Genomic DNA, 16,407 nt, shown 5'->3' on the forward strand with positions numbered 1-16,407 from the left:
TAAGTAATTTTCCAACTTTTTAATTCAACCAAAAAATCCCCAATCGTAGTGATTGAGGATTGAGAAAATAAATCTTAAACAATACCTTGTGCAATCATAGCGTTTGCTACATTTTCAAAGGCAGCAATGTTAGCTCCTGCAAGGTAGTCTTTATCAAGACCGTATGTTTCTGAAGTTGTTTTAGCTGTGTTAAAGATGTTTGTCATGATGTCTTTAAGACGTCCATCAACTTCTTCACGAGTCCATGAGAGGCGAAGACTGTTTTGGCTCATTTCAAGGGCTGAAACGGCTACACCACCAGCGTTGGCAGCTTTGGCAGGTCCGTAGAAGATACCATTTTCTTTGTAAACTTTGATGGCATCAAGGTCGCTTGGCATGTTGGCACCTTCAGATACACAGATAACGCCTTGAGCAACCAAACGTTTAGCTGCTTCACCATTGATTTCGTTTTGAGTCGCACATGGAAGAGCGATATCGTAGTTACCAGCGTAAGTCCATACAGAACCTTCATGATAAGTAGCAGTTGCTTTCTCAGCTGCATACTCAGTCAAACGAGCGCGACGTTTTTCTTTAACGTCAACCAAAAGATCGAAGTCGATACCATTTTCATCGATGACATAACCATTTGAATCAGATACAGAGATAACAGTTGCACCAAGTTCAGTCGCTTTTTGAAGAGCGTATTGAGCCACGTTACCAGAACCTGAAATAACCACTTTTTTACCAGCAAAGCTATTACCGTTAGCTTTAAGCATTTCTTCAGTGTAGTAAACCAAACCGTAACCAGTTGCTTCTGGACGAATTAAGCTACCACCAAATCCAAGAGGTTTACCAGTCAAGACACCAGCATCAAATTGGTTAAGGCGTTTGTATTGACCGTAAAGGTAACCAATCTCACGTCCACCAACACCGATATCACCAGCAGGTACGTCAAGTGATGGTCCGATGTGTTTTTGCAATTCAGTCATGAAGCTTTGGCAGAAGCGCATCACTTCAGCATCTGTTTTACCTTTAGGATCGAAGTCTGATCCACCTTTACCTCCACCGATTGGAAGTCCAGTCAAGACGTTTTTAAAGATTTGTTCAAATCCGAGGAATTTCAAAATCCCTTGGTTTACAGTTGGGTGGAAACGAAGTCCGCCTTTGTATGGTCCAACAGCTGAGTTGAATTGAACACGGTAACCGCGGTTTACTTGAATGTTTCCATCACGGTCAACCCAAGGAACACGGAAAGAAATCACGCGCTCAGGCTCAGTAATACGTGCCAAGATATTTTCTTCGATATACTCAGGATGTTTTTCAAATACAGGTTCCAAAGTGTTGAAAAATTCTTCAACAGCTTGGAGGAATTCAGCCTCGTGCCCGTTACGAGCTTTTACAGTTTCAAACACGCTTTGGATATATTCTTTAGCAGATGTCATATCGTTCTCCTTAAATTCTAATTTAATTATGTGTGTCATTATAGCAGAATTTTTTTTAACTGTAAAGAGAAAAACAAAAATTTTCTAAAAATTCTTTCAATTTGATTTTTGGGATTGTTTGAAATTGGATTTTTTTGAAAGTGGATAAAAAACGAACATTTTTCTTATAAATGACTTTCTCAAAGAGAAAAGCTGAAAATATGGTATAATATTAGAAATAAATGGAATCTGGAGGATCAGAATCATGGTATCAACGAAAACACAAATTGCTGGTTTTGAGTTTGCCAATTGCTTGATGAATGCAGCAGGTGTGTCTTGTATGACGATAGCAGAGTTAGAGGGCGTTAAAAACTCAGCGGCAGGAACCTTTGTCACAAAGACAACGACCTTGGACTTTCGTCAGGGAAATCCTGAGCCACGCTATCAAGATGTTCCACTTGGTTCTATCAACTCTATGGGCTTGCCAAATAATGGCTTAGACTATTATCTGGACTACCTTTTGGATCTGCAGGAAAAAGAGCCGAATCGAACTTTCTTTTTATCTCTAGTCGGCATGTCTCCAGAGGAAACCCATACTATCTTGAAAAAAGTCCAAGAGAGTGAGTTTTGTGGTCTGACTGAGCTAAACCTTTCCTGTCCAAATGTTCCAGGAAAACCTCAGATTGCCTATGATTTTGAGACAACAGACCGGATTTTGGCAGAAGTATTTGCCTACTTTACCAAACCTCTGGGAATTAAATTGCCGCCATATTTTGATATTGTTCACTTTGACCAAGCGGCAGCTATTTTCAACAATTATCCGCTCAAGTTTGTCAACTGTGTCAACTCTATCGGAAACGGCCTTTATATAGAAGATGAGTCCGTCGTTATTTGTCCTAAAAATGGTTTCGGTGGGATTGGTGGAGAGTACATCAAACCGACTGCTCTAGCTAATGTTCATGCCTTTTATCAACGCTTAAATCCTCAAATCCAAATCATCGGAACAGGTGGCGTGTTGACTGGTCGTGATGCCTTTGAACATATCCTCTGTGGAGCGAGTATGGTGCAGGTGGGAACCACCCTTCACAAAGAAGGCGTCGGTGCTTTTGATCGTATTACCAATGAATTGAAAGCAATCATGGAAGAAAAAGGATACGAGAGCCTAGAAGATTTTCGTGGGAAATTGCGCTATATTGATTAAATGAACTAAAAAGTCAGAAGAAAGGAGAGACGATGCTAGCTATTGAAGAGAGCCAGAAGTTGACTTTATCAAATTTACCGAGCCTGAGCCTTTTTACAGGGACAGATCAGGGACAGTTTGAAGTTATGAAGAGTCAAGTATTGAAACAGATTGGTTATGATTCTGCCGACCTTAACTTTGCCTACTTTGATATGAAAGAAGTAGTTTACAAGGATGTGGAACTGGAGTTGGTCAGCCTTCCTTTCTTTGCGGATGAGAAAATCGTGATATTGGATCATTTTGTCGATATGACAACAGGCAAGAAACGCTTTTTAACAGATGATGAACTTAAGTCGTTTGAGGAATACCTTGATAACCCTTCACCAACAACCAAGTTGTTGATTTTTGCGGAAGGAAAGCTGGATAGCAAAAGACGGTTGGTTAAATTACTTAAGCGTGATGCCAAGATCTTTGATGCAGTAGAAGCCAAAGAACAAGAATTGCGCCAGTATTTTCAAAAGTGGAGCCAGAAACAAGGTCTGCAGTTTGCTAATCATTCTTTTGAAAATCTCCTCATCAAGTCTGGTTTTCAATTTAGCGAAATCCAGAAAAATCTCCTCTTTTTACAGTCCTATAAGGCAGATTCTATTATCGAGGAAGAGGATATTGTCAACGCTATTCCCAAGACCTTACAGGATAATATTTTTGATTTAACTCAGTTTATTCTGACTAAAAAGATGGACCAGGCGTGCGATTTGGTTAGAGACTTGACCTTGCAAGGTGAAGATGAAATTAAACTGATTGCAGTCATGCTAGGACAATTTCGAACTTTTACTCAGGTGAAAATTTTGTCGGAGTCTGGCCAAACAGAAGCGCAGATTGCAAGTAGTTTAGGCAGTTTTCTCGGACGCAATCCTAATCCCTATCAAATCAAGTTTGCGCTGAGAGATGCGCGAGGACTTTCCTTTAGCTTTTTGAAGCAAGCTATTTCTTATTTGATTGAGACAGACTATCAGATTAAGACAGGTCTTTATGAAAAAGGTTTCCTTTTTGAAAAGGCACTCTTACAGATTGCTAGTCAGATCAATTGACATTTTTTTGAAACTACAACCAGTGTCAAGATTATCTTGTCGTGGGTTTCTTGCTGATTTGCTTGTTTTATACTCAATGAAAATCAAAGAGCAAACTAGGAAACTAGCCGCAGGTTGTTCAAAGCACTGCTTTGAGGTTGTAGATAAGACTGACGAAGTCAGCTCAAAACACTGTTTTGAGGTTGTGGATAGAACTGACGAAGTCAGCTCAAAACACTGTTTTGAGGTTGTGGATAGAACTGACGAAGTCAGTAACATATACCTACGGCAAGGCGACGTTGACGCGGTTTGAAGAGATTTTTGAAGAGTATTATTAGAAAGTATTTCAGTGATTTCTTCATCTATAAGCAAAAAACTTGAAAAAAGTGAATGTTTGCGTTATCATTTTCATATAGAAAGAAAAAGAGGTATTACAGATGGCTATTATTTTACCAGATCTTCCTTATGCATATGACGCTTTGGAACCATACATCGATGCGGAAACAATGCACTTGCACCATGACAAACACCATCAAACTTATGTCAACAATGCTAATGCAGCTCTTGAAAAACACCCTGAAATCGGTGAAAATCTTGAAGCCTTGCTTGCTGATGTAGAATCTATCCCAGCTGATATCCGTCAAGCGCTTATCAACAATGGTGGTGGACACTTGAACCACGCTCTTTTCTGGGAATTGATGACTCCTGAGAAAACAGCTCCATCAGCAGAACTTGCAGCAGCAATCGATGCAACATTTGGTTCATTCGAAGAATTCCAAGCAGCCTTCACTGCAGCAGCAACAACTCGTTTCGGTTCTGGATGGGCATGGTTAGTTGTCAATAAAGAAGGGAAGCTTGAAGTGACTTCAACAGCAAATCAAGACACACCAATCTCAGAAGGTAAAAAACCAATCTTGGGCTTGGACGTTTGGGAACATGCTTACTATGTGAAATACCGCAACGTGCGTCCTGACTACATCAAAGCTTTCTTCTCAGTGATCAACTGGAACAAAGTAGATGAATTGTACGCAGCCGCTAAATAATGGTATATGGAGGGAAGAATGGTTCTTCTCTTTTTTAGGTTATATGATTTTTTTAGGTCATATGATTCGAGTCTGACAAAATCGTCAGACTTTTTTCATTTTTATGAGAAACGTGCTAACTGCTAGAAATTATGGTAGAATAAAGTATTAAGTAATCGTGGAAAAAGGATATCTATGCGAAAAGAAATTGCACCTGAATTATACAACTATAACAAGTTTCCTGGTCCTGAGTTCCATTTACACGGGGACAAGGTCGAAACAGAAGGGATAGCTTTTTCCTTGGTGGAAAATATCAAGGATGCCTTTGGTGTGACGGCTTTTAATCAGCGTTTTTCAGAAGTCTTAACCAAGTTTGATTATATCGTGGGGGACTGGAGCAACGAACAGCTTCGACTTCGTGGTTTTTACAAGGATGATCGAACAGAAGAAAAACTTGAAAAAATAAGTCGTTTACAAGACTACCTTTTAGAATATTGTAGTTATGGTTGTGCCTATTTTGTCCTAGAAAATGAAGCCCCTAAGCGAGCATCATTTGACAAGAAAATGCGTAAGAAGGAAGAAGAAACACCTTCTAAAAAAGGAAAGAAACCGGCTCAAACAAAACGAAAACCGAATGCAGATAAGAAAAATAGACGTCGTCAGAAAGACCAGCATTCTCAGAAAGAGGACAAGGGGCAACGTCATTTCGTCATTCGTCAGAAGTGAGTAGAGAATAAGGAGAAGAAATGAAACCGTCAATTTATAGTTTAACACGTCAAACCATGCAGGAATGGGTTTTGGAGCAGGGAGAAAAGAAATTCCGTGCAGATCAAATCTGGGAATGGCTTTACCGTAAACGTGTCCAGTCATTTGAAGAGATGACCAACCTTTCCAAGGATTTGATTGCTAAGCTTAATGACCAGTTTGTGGTCAATCCCTTGAAACAACGTATCGTTCAAGAGTCTGCTGATGGGACAGTTAAATATCTTTTTGAATTGCCAGATGGTATGTTGATTGAGACGGTACTCATGCGTCAACACTATGGTTTGTCTGTCTGTGTGACCACTCAGGTCGGCTGTAATATCGGTTGTACCTTCTGTGCTTCTGGTTTGATTAAGAAACAACGTGACCTCAATAATGGTGAAATTGTAGCGCAAATCATGCTGGTTCAGAAGTACTTTGATGAGCGTGGTCAGGACGAACGCGTCAGCCATATCGTTGTCATGGGAATTGGTGAACCATTTGATAATTACAACAATGTCTTGAATTTCGTTCGTACTATCAATGATGACAAGGGAATGGCCATCGGTGCTCGTCACATTACGGTTTCAACCTCAGGTTTGGCCCATAAAATTCGTGATTTTGCTAATGAAGGTGTTCAGGTCAATCTTGCCGTTTCCCTTCACGCACCTAACAATGAGTTGCGTTCAAGCATCATGAAGATTAACCGTGCCTTTCCGATTGAAAAACTCTTTGCAGCTATTGAGTATTATATCGAAACAACCAATCGCCGTGTGACCTTTGAGTATATCATGCTCAATGAAGTCAATGACGGTGTAGAACAAGCCTTGGAATTGGCTGAATTGCTCAAGAACATCAAGAAATTGTCTTATGTAAACTTGATTCCTTATAACCCAGTTAGTGAGCATGACCAATATAGCCGTAGTCCTAAAGAGCGCGTCCTGGCCTTTTATGATACGCTTAAGAAAAAAGGGGTTAACTGTGTGGTTCGTCAAGAGCACGGAACAGATATTGATGCAGCTTGTGGACAATTGCGTTCCAATACAATGAAACGTGACCGCCAGAAAGCAGTCGCAGCAGTCAATCCTTAATGATGAAGAAGACTTATAATCATATTTTGGTCTGGGGAGTCATTTTCTATAGCATTTGCATTGTCTATTTTTGCTTTACTCCTCAAGAACAATCTCCCGTGGGAGTGGAAACTCCAGGTATTCAGCATCTTGGACGCCTGGTTTTTCTTTTGACTCCTTTCAATTCTCTCTGGAAACTGGGTGAAGTAAGTGACATTGGACAATTATGTTGGATTTTTCTACAAAATATCCTCAATGTCTTCTTGCTTTTTCCTCTTGTTTTCCAACTCCTTTATCTCCTTCCAAACTTGCGTAAGACAAGAAAAGTGATTTTTTTCAGTTTTCTAGTGAGTCTTGGAATCGAGTGTACGCAGTTGGTCTTGGATTTTTTCTTTGATTTTAATCGCGTCTTTGAGGTTGATGATTTGTGGACCAATACCTTGGGTGGCTATTTGGCTTGGCTCCTCTATAAACAATTACATAAAAACAAGATAAGGAATTAAAATGAGTATTTTAGAAGTTAAAAATCTGAGTCACGGTTTTGGTGACCGTGCAATTTTTGAAGATGTGTCCTTCCGTCTCCTCAAGGGAGAACATATCGGTCTGGTCGGTGCTAATGGTGAAGGGAAATCAACCTTTATGAGCATCGTGACTGGTAAGATGTTGCCAGATGAAGGGAAGGTTGAGTGGTCTAAATATGTGACTGCTGGTTACTTGGACCAACATTCTGTCTTGGAAGAAGGTCAGTCTGTTCGCGATGTTCTCCGTACGGCCTTTGATGAGCTTTTCAAAGCTGAAGCTCGTATCAATGACCTTTATATGGAAATGGCTGAAGACGGTGCGGATGTTGATGCTCTAATGGAAGAAGTTGGCGAACTGCAAGATCGTCTGGAGAGTCGTGATTTCTATACCTTGGATGCTAAGATTGATGAAGTGGCACGTGCCCTTGGTGTCATGGACTTTGGCATGGATACAGATGTAACCTCTTTGTCAGGTGGACAAAGAACCAAGGTGCTTTTGGCTAAACTTCTCCTTGAAAAGCCTGATATCCTACTTTTGGATGAGCCGACCAACTACTTGGATGCTGAGCATATTGATTGGCTCAAGCGCTATCTCCAAAACTATGAGAATGCCTTTGTTCTTATTTCACATGATATCCCATTCCTGAACGATGTGATTAATATTGTCTACCATGTGGAAAATCAACAGCTGACGCGTTATTCTGGTGACTACTACCAGTTCCAAGAAGTCTATGCTATGAAGAAATCTCAGCTAGAGGCAGCCTACGAACGTCAGCAAAAAGAAATTGCAGACCTTAAGGACTTCGTCGCTCGAAACAAAGCGCGTGTTGCAACACGAAACATGGCCATGTCCCGCCAGAAGAAATTGGATAAGATGGATATTATCGAACTGCAAAGTGAGAAACCAAAGCCATCCTTTGATTTTAAACCAGCTCGTACACCAGGTCGCTTTATCTTTCAAGCCAAGGATTTGCAGATTGGATATGAACGTCCTCTGACTAAGCCACTAAATCTTACTTTTGAACGTAATCAGAAAGTTGCTATTATCGGGGCAAATGGTATCGGGAAAACAACTCTCTTGAAGAGTCTCTTGGGAATTATTCCACCAATCGCTGGGGAAGTGGAACGCGGTGACTACCTAGAACTCGGTTATTTTGAACAAGAAGTAGAAGGTGGTAATCGTCAAACACCACTAGAAGCAGTTTGGAATGCATTTCCAGCTCTCAACCAAGCTGAAGTCCGTGCAGCCCTTGCCCGTTGTGGTTTGACCACTAAGCATATTGAAAGCCAAATTCAGGTCTTGTCAGGTGGGGAACAAGCCAAGGTTCGTTTCTGTCTCTTGATGAATCGTGAAAACAACGTTTTAGTGTTGGACGAGCCGACCAACCACCTGGATGTGGATGCCAAGGATGAGCTCAAGCGTGCCCTCAAAGAATACAAGGGATCTATTCTTATGGTCTGCCACGAACCAGACTTCTATGAAGGCTGGATGGACCAAATCTGGGATTTTAATAATCTAACTTAAAAATGAGGATAAAAGAAATACAGTACCGAATGTGGATACTGTATTTTTTTGGTTTTTAAGATTTAAAATTGTAGTCTTTCACCACTTCGATGCTATCGATAGTAATAGCAGTCGTTGGTTTGTCTTTCTCATCTTTTTCGGCTTTAGCAATTTTATCTACTACATCCATACCGTCAATCACTTGGCCAAAGACTGGGTGTTTGCCATCTAGACTAGGGTTTCCCCCTTCTTTATAGACTTCGATGATTTTCTTTGGATACTTGCTTGTAGGGAGTTTAGCAGAGGTATCTGTAGAGTTTTGGTTGATGAAGAACTGGCTGCCATTGGTGTTTGGTTGACCAGTATTAGCCATAGAAAGAGCACCACGGATGTTATAGAGATAAGGAGTAATCTCGTTTTTGAAACCAGTTCCCTTGTCTTTAGCCTTATCCTTGTCATGCCAGATGGACTGACCACCTGTACCGTCCCCTTTTGGATCTCCAGTTTGAACCATGAAGCCATCGATGACACGGTGGAAGGTAATACCGTTATAGTAGCCTTCTTTAGCATGAGTGAGGAAGTTTTCAACCGCTAGAGGAGCGAGTTTAGGGAAGAGTTTGATACGGATATCGCCTTGACTTGTGTGGAGAATCACTTCAGCCTCGTCTTCAGCAACTTCTTTAGATAGTTGTGGGAAATTGGCGTTTTCGTTTGTTAAAGCATCGTTTAACTCCTTGGCAGATTGAGCTGCTGCTTTGGAGCTTTCCTCAGCGGCCAAGCTAGAATCTACATAGTCATCACCACGCAAACTACGTTGGATGTTGCTACATCCAGCTAGGGCTACAGTGGATAGTAAAAGAAGGGTTGCTAGTTTTTTCATTCTATTCCTCTCAAAAATTCATTTCTACCATTGTACCCTAAAAGGAAGTGGATTTCAAATGTTAGTGACAAGACAGTTTAAGAGGAAGCCAACCAGAAAGTCGCTTGATTAAAGATTCTTCTTTGGATGACGGTCGATAATTCCCTTGTATTGTTCCAGTATCTGCTCCCCTTTGGAGTTAATTTGTAGCTACGAACGGTAAAGTGACTTGCTAATTCTTCTTCTGAAAAGTTGTTATGAAGGGCTTGGTACAGATCTGCAGCCTTCATCTTAGATAGTCCTGTAATTCCCTTGCTTTTCAGAATATTCTTTTTCATAGTAGCATTGAGATGATCAAGTGAGTCAAAAGCTGTTTCAATGACTGCATAACGTTTTTCCACCAGAGTTTTTAAATGTTTAGGGGCATCAATGCCATAAGTGTACTCGAAGTATTTAGGAAACCAGATCTTAAGAAAGCTCGTAAAGCATCACAATTAGTAAAGGTTAATTCGAAAGAATTACTATATTTTAAAAGAACACATTTTCAAAGGATTTTTCTTTTGAATTCAATTCCTAATTAATCAATGAACTTAATACTAGGTCTCGAAAAGAATTATGCTTCCTCGTTCTGTCTGAGTTCAAAGAGGTCTTCTACTTTCAGATTAAAAACTTGAGCAATTCTAAGAGCCATTTCCAGCGAAGGGTTGTAACGGTTATTTTCCAAGTGCAGAATTGTCTCGCGTCGCATGCCGATGAGGTCGGCTAACTCCTGCTGGGTCATGCCTGTGGACTCACGAACAGATTTGAGATTAGTAATAATCTTGCTTTCTTTGGCCATGCTTATCCTCTCCGTTCCAAGATAAAATAGACAACCGCAAAGATGAGAATCAAGGCAGCTATGCTAATAAAGATCTGGCCCATGTAAAGCGTGAGAGACCCTATATATCCAATGCTAACTGCTAGGATCATCAGTGCACCTAGCATAAAAACAAACATCAAGCTAGCTGCCTTTGCTAAATTAGCATAAAAGCGTTCGTCCGGAGTTTCCTTGACATTTTTTAAAGAGAAAAAACCAAATAGAATCACTTCAATAACGAGGATAATTCCGAAACTCCATTCTTTAATACCAGAACTTACGCTAGGGGTTGCAACCCAAATCCCTACTGTATAAAAAATGCTTGCTGCAAACACAAGTATCGTGTAAAGCTTAACAGACAAGTCGAAAATAATCTTTCCCTTACCTTTCTGACTTTTATGAGGCCATGGTTTCATATGTAGCCAGCCCCAAATAGCTATAATTTGACCTAACACTGAAATACCAGTAATAACTAACTTGGGTCCCCAACTAAGATTAGAACCAAATAAAACAATAAAATCAATAAAGAGAGCTACGGCAATCATTGCAATGAGGCCACGCATTTTTTGACTTTTTTTCATGATAGACTCCTTTTTTGTGTTATAAATACATAACACTTAAATTTTATGTTATAAATATATCACATTTAAATTTAGAAAGCAAGAATTTATGTGCCAAGGTGGCAATTATTTGAAAAAATTTTTTAATAAAAGCCCTTGATAGTCAAACAACTAAGAATTCTTTGAAGCAATGCATCGGATTTGGTTTGGATAGTTTCGTTAATAATATTTGATGATAAAGAATTTTTGAAAAATCTAGATACTGTATGAATCTCTACTTTTTTTCTTAGACTGTTATAAAGTCTGTCAGAATAAGAGTTATAGGTGTAGAAGTTAATTTTTACAGAACTAAATTATTTCCCTATTTAGAATCTATTAATTCATATTTTATAAATTAATTAGTAGATATCATTCTTAAAATCCTTGATATTTCGTTTGGGAATTTAGGAGCCAAGCATCCAAATCTCGTTCAGGAGAGATGAAGGGTTTGAGTTGATGGTCTTTATAAAATGTTTCTAAAATAGTATTTATGACATTCTCTTTCTGATTTTTCTTTAAAAATATAACAAATTTCTAAATGGTTTAAAAATTTTATAGTCTGTCAAGTTTTTTTCTTGACACCTGCCAGAAATCTGCTATAATAGAACATGTGCTAAATAGCTCAGCTATTTCACCGAAATAAAAAATAAGAAAAGAGACTTTAAAAATGGCAGTTAAAATCCGTTTGACTCGTATGGGTTCTAAGAAAAAACCTTTCTACCGTATCAACGTAGCAGATTCACGTTCACCACGTGACGGACGTTTCATCGAAACAGTTGGAACTTACAACCCACTTGTTGCTGAAAACCAAGTAACTTTGAAAGAAGACCGCGTTCTTGCATGGTTGGCTGATGGAGCTCAACCTTCAGATACAGTTCGCAACATCCTTTCAAAAGAAGGTGTATTGAAAAAATTCCACGATTCTAAATTCTCAAAATAAGTTTAAAGTAGGTTGACAGATGGATACGATTGAAAATCTCATTATTGCGATTGTGAAACCCTTGATTTCACAACCAGATGCCTTAACTATCAAGATTGAAGATACACCAGAGTTTTTGGAATATCATTTGGATCTTGATCAAAGTGATGTGGGTCGTGTAATCGGTCGTAAGGGTCGCACTATTTCTGCGATAAGAACGATTGTCTACTCTGTCCCAACTGAAGACAAAAAAGTAAGAATCGTTATTGACGAAAAATAAGAAGGGCGGGACGGATGTCTCGCTTTTTTGCAAGTAGCAGGATATGAAGGATTTAACGTTTAGACAATTACAAGACTACTTACTCGAACATTACCAGCAGTTTCGGACTGAGGAAGGTCTTTTTATGAAGTTAGTGGAGGAAGTCGGGGAAGTAGCTGAGGTTTTGAATGGTCGTTCTGGTAGAAAAGAGGGCGTTCAGGATTCTAACGAGGAACTAGCAAAAGAACTTGCTGATATCATTCACTACACCATCGCAACCGCGGCTATCAACGATATTGATCTAACCAAAACCATCTTTGAGAAAGATAAAACTGCAGCCATTAAGTACCAACATGAACGTGATTTGGAAGGATTTTTGAAAGGGAAGTAAAGGTATTGTACTCTTACTCCAACTTGAGAAAATCCATGGAACGTGATAAAATAAAGGATAAGGATTTTTAATAATTCATTATATAGAACGAGTGGATTTCTTTATGAAGAGGTTTGAAGTATCTACAGAGATTGGTAGTCTCTCTGTTACTTATCAAAAGCAAAAGAAAATACTAGTTTGTTTAAGTGGCGCAGGTTTTCTACCAAGTTATGAAAATTTTTCACTTATACTTGAAAAACTTCCTCCTACAATTGGTTATTTGACAATTGATTTTCCGAACACAGGTAGGAGTCCGATTCATGACCAAGCTGGAAAAAATCTAGATAATCTTGCAGATGCGGTTTATGAAGTATTTGAAGAATTAGGGATTTCTGAATATATACTTTGTGTACATAGTTTGAGTGGAATTTTAGCTTGTAAATTGCTCAACAAACCAATTAAGTGTCAGGCTTTAGTAGCAATTGAACCGACAACTAAAAAAGTCATGTTTGCTGATTTTTCAGAAAATCCTTATCCAGAAATGGAAGAGCAGATGAGACTGATTGACGAGTATGGTCCTGAACTTTATTTTAAGAACTTAACTCAAGCAACATTTAGCCCTGAAATTAATAAAGAAATCTGGGAAATAATGCAGGAAAAAGGCTCAGAGTTGGAAAATCAAGATCCAGGATTTCAGATATCTGGAGAGATTACTAAGGAAGATTTTGAGAATTTGTCGATAGAAGCTTATACCCCTGTATTTATTTTTTGTCAGGTTTATAGAGAAAAAGAGTACAGAGAATCAAAATATTGGACTTCCAATACTAAACTCATTTTAGGAGGGAATCACCATTATTTACAGTGGTCTGAAGCCGAAAAAATTGCGACTATTATTCGAGAATTGTCAGAATAAGATGGAAAGAAGGAGACTACAGGAGACAAGATGAACTACTTTAATGTTGGGAAAATCGTCAATACACAGGGGTTGCAGGGTGAGATGCGAGTCTTGTCTGTGACGGATTTTGCAGAAGAACGGTTTAAAAAAGGGGCTGAGCTGGCTTTGTTTGATGAAAAAGATCAGTTTGTTCAAACAGTGACCATTGCTAGCCACCGTAAACAGAAGAACTTTGACATTATTAAATTCAAAGATATGTACCATATCAATGCTATTGAAAAGTATAAGGGATACAGTCTCAAGGTTGCTGAGGAAGATTTGAATGACCTAGACGATGGTGAATTTTATTATCACGAGATTATCGGTTTGGAAGTCTATGAGGGTGATAACTTGATTGGAACCATCAAAGAAATCCTGCAACCAGGTGCCAACGATGTCTGGGTGGTCAAGCGAAAAGGCAAGCGTGACTTGCTCTTGCCTTATATCCCACCAGTAGTTCTCAATGTTGATATTCCAAATAACCGCGTCGATGTGGAAATCTTAGAAGGGTTAGACGATGAAGATTGATATTTTAACCCTCTTTCCAGAGATGTTTTCTCCACTGGAGCACTCAATTGTAGGAAAGGCTCGAGAAAAAGGGCTCTTGGATATCCAGTATCATAATTTTCGAGAAAATGCTGAAAAGGCCCGCCATGTAGACGATGAGCCCTACGGAGGTGGTCAGGGGATGTTGCTCCGAGCCCAACCCATTTTCGATGCCTTTGATGCTATTGAAAAGAAAAATCCGCGCGTTATTCTCCTCGATCCAGCTGGAAAGCAGTTTGATCAGGCTTATGCTGAGGATTTGGCTCAAGAAGAGGAACTGATCTTTATCTGTGGTCACTATGAGGGCTATGATGAGCGTATTAAGACCTTGGTGACAGATGAGATTTCCCTGGGAGACTATGTCTTGACTGGTGGGGAATTGGCAGCTATGACCATGATTGATGCTACAGTACGCCTGATTCCAGAAGTGATTGGCAAGGAGTCTAGCCACCAAGATGATAGTTTTTCTTCTGGGCTTCTCGAGTATCCTCAGTACACGCGTCCCTATGATTATCGAGGCATGGTTGTCCCAGATGTTCTGATGAGCGGGCACCATGAAAAGATTCGTCAGTGGCGCCTGTATGAGAGTTTAAAGAAAACCTATGAACGCAGACCGGATTTGCTTGAACATTATCAACTGACAGCAGAAGAAGAAAAAATGCTGGCAGAAATTAAAGAAAACAAATAATAAAGGAGAAACCTATGCAAGTAATCAAACGTGATGGAGAAATTGCTGAATTTAATCCAGACAAGATTTACCAAGCTATCTTAAAGGCAGCCCAGACAGTCTATGTATTGACAGATGATTTGCGTCAAAACCTTGCACAAGTCACTAAGAAAGTGGTTTTGGATTTGGAAGAGGCCAAGGTGGAACGTGCTACCATTAGCATGATTCAGTCTATGGTTGAACATCGTTTACTGGGAGCAGGTTACATTACCATTGCAGAACACTACATTTCCTATCGTCTACAACGTGATTTGGAAAGAAGTGGTTATGGAGATCATATCGCAGTTCATTTACATTTTGAACAAATTCGCTAAGAAAAAAGAGTGGGATGAAGCAACTACATCTCACTCTTTCTTAAATCTATTTTTTTGGGCTGTTTGGACGGTTGAAGGGACAAATCGTAGGCGTTGAATATCGCTTATGCGGATAATACGGGTCACATTTTTGGCAAAATTTTTCACGATAATTTGCTGGCGTTGCTGATCGTATTTGATGATGTCACCTGTAAAACTTGTCTCAGACAATATAAGGTGAACAGCGGTTTGTTTCTGGATAGCCTCTTCAATAGTAGCTGTAAGGGAGTTGCTTTCAGTATGGTCTGGTTCTTCATGTCCATTTAAAAAATCATGTATTTTATCTAGAACTTGCTGGAATTTATGTCTCATATTGGCCTCCCTTCTTTTATATCAATATTATATAAAATTTTCCTAAAATCTACAAGATTTTACGAATAATCAAATGAAAGCTAAAAAAGGAGAAGAAAATGGCAGAATTTACATTTGAAATTGAAGAGCACTTGTTGACTCTTTCTGAAAACGAAAAAGGTTGGACCAAGGAAATCAACCGTGTGAGCTTTAATGGTGCCCCTGCAAAGTTTGATATTCGTGCTTGGAGTCCAGATCATACTAAAATGGGCAAAGGGATTACTCTTTCCAATGAAGAATTTCAAACAATGGTGGATGCTTTTAAAGGTAACTAAGTTATCAAAATAAAAGAAAAGGATACTGAGTTATGACAACTCGATATCCTTTTTTAGTTAGCAAAGTAAGCCTGATTTTTAAGGCGTTGAAGTAGTGGACGGCTAATAAAACTAATAGCTAGAAGTTTACCAAGGTCTGGGATAATAAAGGGAAGAACTCCCACAACAAGAGCTTTTTCAAATGCCATTCCAGCAAGAAAATGTAAGCTGAGAATCCCGCCAACAAAGACAAGTGTATCACCCAAGAGGTTTGCAAGAAAAATCTTGACAACACCACTCTTGCTGTTAGTTAGGGAAGAAGTAAGTCCAGAGTAGACAAGATAAAACCAAAGATAACCTGCAGTAGGACCAACCAACACCTGCAATCCAGCTCCACCTCCTGCAAAGACAGGAAGACCGATAGCACCTAGAAGAAGATAGAGTCCGACAGAAAGTACAGCCTCTCTCGGTCTAAAGACAGTAGCAATCAAGCCGATTGCAAAGTTTTGCAGAGTGAAGGGAACAGGTCCAATTGGAAGGGTGATTTGTGCCAATACAGCAATGAGAGCAGCCCCAATAGCAGGGATGGCATAAACGTGAGCTTTTTTCAAAATAGTTAACCTCTTTTCTGATATATAGTAACTATTATACTTAAATCAACACTATTGTCAACCTGTTTAAGTAACATGGGTAACAAAAACTGTAACGGCCGATTTGATTGACAAGAGAAATTTGATAATTGTTTTTTATCGATTTGTAAATCAGTTTTATATATAGATAATCCCATTTTATACATAAAAAATATACTATAAATACTTGACAAACTAAAAAATAAGTGCTACATTAATAAATGTAAACGGATACATTTATAT

The 16,407-nt window shown here is 39.2% G+C and carries 22 protein-coding genes; 15 read left to right on the plus strand and 7 right to left on the minus strand.

The window, feature by feature from the left end; all coding sequences use genetic code 11:
- Positions 1 to 74 precede the first annotated feature (74 nt).
- Positions 75 to 1,421, minus strand: a complete 1,347-nt coding sequence (gdhA, locus tag ACAM22_RS03415; protein ID WP_070842577.1) for an NADP-specific glutamate dehydrogenase — start codon at positions 1,419 to 1,421, stop codon at positions 75 to 77.
- A gap of 244 nt (positions 1,422 to 1,665) precedes the next feature.
- Here gdhA and ACAM22_RS03420 point away from each other — a divergent pair, with 244 nt between their 5' ends.
- From ACAM22_RS03420 to ACAM22_RS03450, 7 genes are all read left to right on the plus strand, one after another.
- Positions 1,666 to 2,601 (plus strand): dihydroorotate oxidase, encoded by a 936-nt coding sequence (locus ACAM22_RS03420; RefSeq protein WP_140833662.1) that lies wholly within the window; start codon positions 1,666 to 1,668, stop codon positions 2,599 to 2,601.
- 32 nt (positions 2,602 to 2,633) lie between these two features.
- The gene (holA, locus tag ACAM22_RS03425) at positions 2,634 to 3,671 is read left to right on the plus strand and encodes a DNA polymerase III subunit delta (RefSeq protein WP_140833660.1); all 1,038 of its coding nucleotides are present in this window, start codon (positions 2,634 to 2,636) and stop codon (positions 3,669 to 3,671) included.
- A 416-nt stretch (positions 3,672 to 4,087) separates the two neighbouring features.
- A complete protein-coding gene (gene sodA / locus ACAM22_RS03430; RefSeq protein ID WP_140833659.1) occupies positions 4,088 to 4,693 on the plus strand; it encodes a superoxide dismutase SodA in 606 nt (201 codons plus the stop codon).
- 174 nt (positions 4,694 to 4,867) lie between these two features.
- Positions 4,868 to 5,398 carry a YutD family protein gene (locus ACAM22_RS03435; RefSeq protein WP_261052812.1) on the plus strand — a complete coding sequence of 177 codons (531 nt, stop codon included), beginning with the start codon at positions 4,868 to 4,870 and terminating at the stop codon, positions 5,396 to 5,398.
- Between the two features lie 20 nt (positions 5,399 to 5,418).
- The gene (rlmN, locus tag ACAM22_RS03440) at positions 5,419 to 6,504 is read left to right on the plus strand and encodes a 23S rRNA (adenine(2503)-C(2))-methyltransferase RlmN (protein WP_000804760.1); all 1,086 of its coding nucleotides are present in this window, start codon (positions 5,419 to 5,421) and stop codon (positions 6,502 to 6,504) included.
- Complete coding sequence (locus ACAM22_RS03445) at positions 6,504 to 6,986, plus strand: VanZ family protein (protein WP_261052814.1); 483 nt, start codon at positions 6,504 to 6,506, stop codon at positions 6,984 to 6,986. Before rlmN ends, ACAM22_RS03445 begins: the two co-directional genes overlap by 1 nt.
- A 1-nt stretch (position 6,987) precedes the next feature.
- Positions 6,988 to 8,529 (plus strand): ABC-F family ATP-binding cassette domain-containing protein, encoded by a 1,542-nt coding sequence (locus ACAM22_RS03450; protein ID WP_261052816.1) that lies wholly within the window; start codon positions 6,988 to 6,990, stop codon positions 8,527 to 8,529.
- Between the two features lie 55 nt (positions 8,530 to 8,584).
- On the opposite strand, the gene ACAM22_RS03455 is transcribed toward ACAM22_RS03450, so the two are convergent.
- From ACAM22_RS03455 to ACAM22_RS03470, 4 genes are all read right to left on the minus strand, one after another.
- Positions 8,585 to 9,388 (minus strand): peptidylprolyl isomerase, encoded by an 804-nt coding sequence (locus ACAM22_RS03455; protein WP_261052818.1) that lies wholly within the window; start codon positions 9,386 to 9,388, stop codon positions 8,585 to 8,587.
- Between the two features lie 77 nt (positions 9,389 to 9,465).
- Positions 9,466 to 9,768, minus strand: a complete 303-nt coding sequence (locus ACAM22_RS03460; protein WP_261052821.1) for a hypothetical protein — start codon at positions 9,766 to 9,768, stop codon at positions 9,466 to 9,468.
- Positions 9,769 to 9,980: 212 nt separating this feature from the next.
- Entirely contained in the window at positions 9,981 to 10,205 is a 225-nt protein-coding gene (locus ACAM22_RS03465) for a helix-turn-helix transcriptional regulator (protein WP_261052822.1), read from the minus strand.
- Between the two features lie 2 nt (positions 10,206 to 10,207).
- The gene (locus tag ACAM22_RS03470) at positions 10,208 to 10,804 is read right to left on the minus strand and encodes a DUF3796 domain-containing protein (RefSeq protein WP_369606951.1); all 597 of its coding nucleotides are present in this window, start codon (positions 10,802 to 10,804) and stop codon (positions 10,208 to 10,210) included.
- Positions 10,805 to 11,489: 685 nt separating this feature from the next.
- Here ACAM22_RS03470 and rpsP point away from each other — a divergent pair.
- The 7 genes from rpsP (at position 11,490) to ACAM22_RS03505 (ending at position 14,891) form a co-directional block, all read left to right on the plus strand.
- On the plus strand, positions 11,490 to 11,762 hold the full coding sequence (rpsP, locus tag ACAM22_RS03475) for a 30S ribosomal protein S16 (protein WP_000268760.1): 273 nt from the start codon (positions 11,490 to 11,492) through the stop codon (positions 11,760 to 11,762).
- Positions 11,763 to 11,781: 19 nt separating this feature from the next.
- The gene (gene kphA / locus ACAM22_RS03480; protein WP_000379617.1) at positions 11,782 to 12,021 is read left to right on the plus strand and encodes an RNA-binding protein KphA; all 240 of its coding nucleotides are present in this window, start codon (positions 11,782 to 11,784) and stop codon (positions 12,019 to 12,021) included.
- A gap of 43 nt (positions 12,022 to 12,064) precedes the next feature.
- Positions 12,065 to 12,391, plus strand: coding sequence for a MazG nucleotide pyrophosphohydrolase domain-containing protein (locus ACAM22_RS03485; RefSeq protein WP_265471746.1), 327 nt, complete (start codon positions 12,065 to 12,067; stop codon positions 12,389 to 12,391).
- Positions 12,392 to 12,494: 103 nt separating this feature from the next.
- Entirely contained in the window at positions 12,495 to 13,283 is a 789-nt protein-coding gene (locus tag ACAM22_RS03490) for an alpha/beta hydrolase (protein ID WP_265471745.1), read from the plus strand.
- Between the two features lie 30 nt (positions 13,284 to 13,313).
- Positions 13,314 to 13,832: a ribosome maturation factor RimM gene (rimM, locus tag ACAM22_RS03495; protein WP_001105892.1), complete on the plus strand. Its 519-nt coding sequence runs from the start codon at positions 13,314 to 13,316 to the stop codon at positions 13,830 to 13,832.
- Complete coding sequence (gene trmD / locus ACAM22_RS03500; RefSeq protein ID WP_049551870.1) at positions 13,822 to 14,538, plus strand: tRNA (guanosine(37)-N1)-methyltransferase TrmD; 717 nt, start codon at positions 13,822 to 13,824, stop codon at positions 14,536 to 14,538. The genes rimM and trmD overlap by 11 nt, the downstream gene beginning before the upstream one ends.
- 14 nt (positions 14,539 to 14,552) lie before the next feature.
- Positions 14,553 to 14,891: an ATP cone domain-containing protein gene (locus tag ACAM22_RS03505; RefSeq protein ID WP_001196040.1), complete on the plus strand. Its 339-nt coding sequence runs from the start codon at positions 14,553 to 14,555 to the stop codon at positions 14,889 to 14,891.
- Between the two features lie 30 nt (positions 14,892 to 14,921).
- Here ACAM22_RS03505 and ACAM22_RS03510 read toward each other — a convergent pair whose 3' ends face one another.
- Complete coding sequence (locus ACAM22_RS03510; protein ID WP_023943050.1) at positions 14,922 to 15,242, minus strand: hypothetical protein; 321 nt, start codon at positions 15,240 to 15,242, stop codon at positions 14,922 to 14,924.
- A gap of 98 nt (positions 15,243 to 15,340) precedes the next feature.
- On the opposite strand from ACAM22_RS03510, the gene ACAM22_RS03515 reads away from it, so the two are divergent.
- Entirely contained in the window at positions 15,341 to 15,556 is a 216-nt protein-coding gene (locus tag ACAM22_RS03515; RefSeq protein ID WP_000807422.1) for a YdbC family protein, read from the plus strand.
- Between the two features lie 53 nt (positions 15,557 to 15,609).
- Here ACAM22_RS03515 and ACAM22_RS03520 read toward each other — a convergent pair whose 3' ends face one another.
- Positions 15,610 to 16,146: a biotin transporter BioY gene (locus ACAM22_RS03520; protein ID WP_000709048.1), complete on the minus strand. Its 537-nt coding sequence runs from the start codon at positions 16,144 to 16,146 to the stop codon at positions 15,610 to 15,612.
- Between the last annotated feature and the right edge of the window lie 261 nt (positions 16,147 to 16,407).

It is taken from the genome of Streptococcus sp. SN-1 (genome assembly GCF_041154385.1).
GTDB lineage: Bacteria > Bacillota > Bacilli > Lactobacillales > Streptococcaceae > Streptococcus > Streptococcus mitis_CT.

What these genes read in the sequence shown, in the direction of transcription:
- gdhA (WP_070842577.1), bottom strand. Translation starts at nt 1,421, where the DNA reads ATGACATCTGCTAAAGAATATATCCAAAGCGTGTTTGAAACTGTAAAA.
- ACAM22_RS03420 (WP_140833662.1), top strand. Translation starts at nt 1,666, where the DNA reads ATGGTATCAACGAAAACACAAATTGCTGGTTTTGAGTTTGCCAATTGC.
- holA (WP_140833660.1), top strand. Translation starts at nt 2,634, where the DNA reads ATGCTAGCTATTGAAGAGAGCCAGAAGTTGACTTTATCAAATTTACCG.
- sodA (WP_140833659.1), top strand. Translation starts at nt 4,088, where the DNA reads ATGGCTATTATTTTACCAGATCTTCCTTATGCATATGACGCTTTGGAA.
- ACAM22_RS03435 (WP_261052812.1), top strand. Translation starts at nt 4,868, where the DNA reads ATGCGAAAAGAAATTGCACCTGAATTATACAACTATAACAAGTTTCCT.
- rlmN (WP_000804760.1), top strand. Translation starts at nt 5,419, where the DNA reads ATGAAACCGTCAATTTATAGTTTAACACGTCAAACCATGCAGGAATGG.
- ACAM22_RS03445 (WP_261052814.1), top strand. Translation starts at nt 6,504, where the DNA reads ATGATGAAGAAGACTTATAATCATATTTTGGTCTGGGGAGTCATTTTC.
- ACAM22_RS03450 (WP_261052816.1), top strand. Translation starts at nt 6,988, where the DNA reads ATGAGTATTTTAGAAGTTAAAAATCTGAGTCACGGTTTTGGTGACCGT.
- ACAM22_RS03455 (WP_261052818.1), bottom strand. Translation starts at nt 9,388, where the DNA reads ATGAAAAAACTAGCAACCCTTCTTTTACTATCCACTGTAGCCCTAGCT.
- ACAM22_RS03465 (WP_261052822.1), bottom strand. Translation starts at nt 10,205, where the DNA reads ATGGCCAAAGAAAGCAAGATTATTACTAATCTCAAATCTGTTCGTGAG.
- ACAM22_RS03470 (WP_369606951.1), bottom strand. Translation starts at nt 10,804, where the DNA reads ATGAAAAAAAGTCAAAAAATGCGTGGCCTCATTGCAATGATTGCCGTA.
- rpsP (WP_000268760.1), top strand. Translation starts at nt 11,490, where the DNA reads ATGGCAGTTAAAATCCGTTTGACTCGTATGGGTTCTAAGAAAAAACCT.
- kphA (WP_000379617.1), top strand. Translation starts at nt 11,782, where the DNA reads ATGGATACGATTGAAAATCTCATTATTGCGATTGTGAAACCCTTGATT.
- ACAM22_RS03485 (WP_265471746.1), top strand. Translation starts at nt 12,065, where the DNA reads ATGAAGGATTTAACGTTTAGACAATTACAAGACTACTTACTCGAACAT.
- ACAM22_RS03490 (WP_265471745.1), top strand. Translation starts at nt 12,495, where the DNA reads ATGAAGAGGTTTGAAGTATCTACAGAGATTGGTAGTCTCTCTGTTACT.
- rimM (WP_001105892.1), top strand. Translation starts at nt 13,314, where the DNA reads ATGAACTACTTTAATGTTGGGAAAATCGTCAATACACAGGGGTTGCAG.
- trmD (WP_049551870.1), top strand. Translation starts at nt 13,822, where the DNA reads ATGAAGATTGATATTTTAACCCTCTTTCCAGAGATGTTTTCTCCACTG.
- ACAM22_RS03505 (WP_001196040.1), top strand. Translation starts at nt 14,553, where the DNA reads ATGCAAGTAATCAAACGTGATGGAGAAATTGCTGAATTTAATCCAGAC.
- ACAM22_RS03510 (WP_023943050.1), bottom strand. Translation starts at nt 15,242, where the DNA reads ATGAGACATAAATTCCAGCAAGTTCTAGATAAAATACATGATTTTTTA.
- ACAM22_RS03515 (WP_000807422.1), top strand. Translation starts at nt 15,341, where the DNA reads ATGGCAGAATTTACATTTGAAATTGAAGAGCACTTGTTGACTCTTTCT.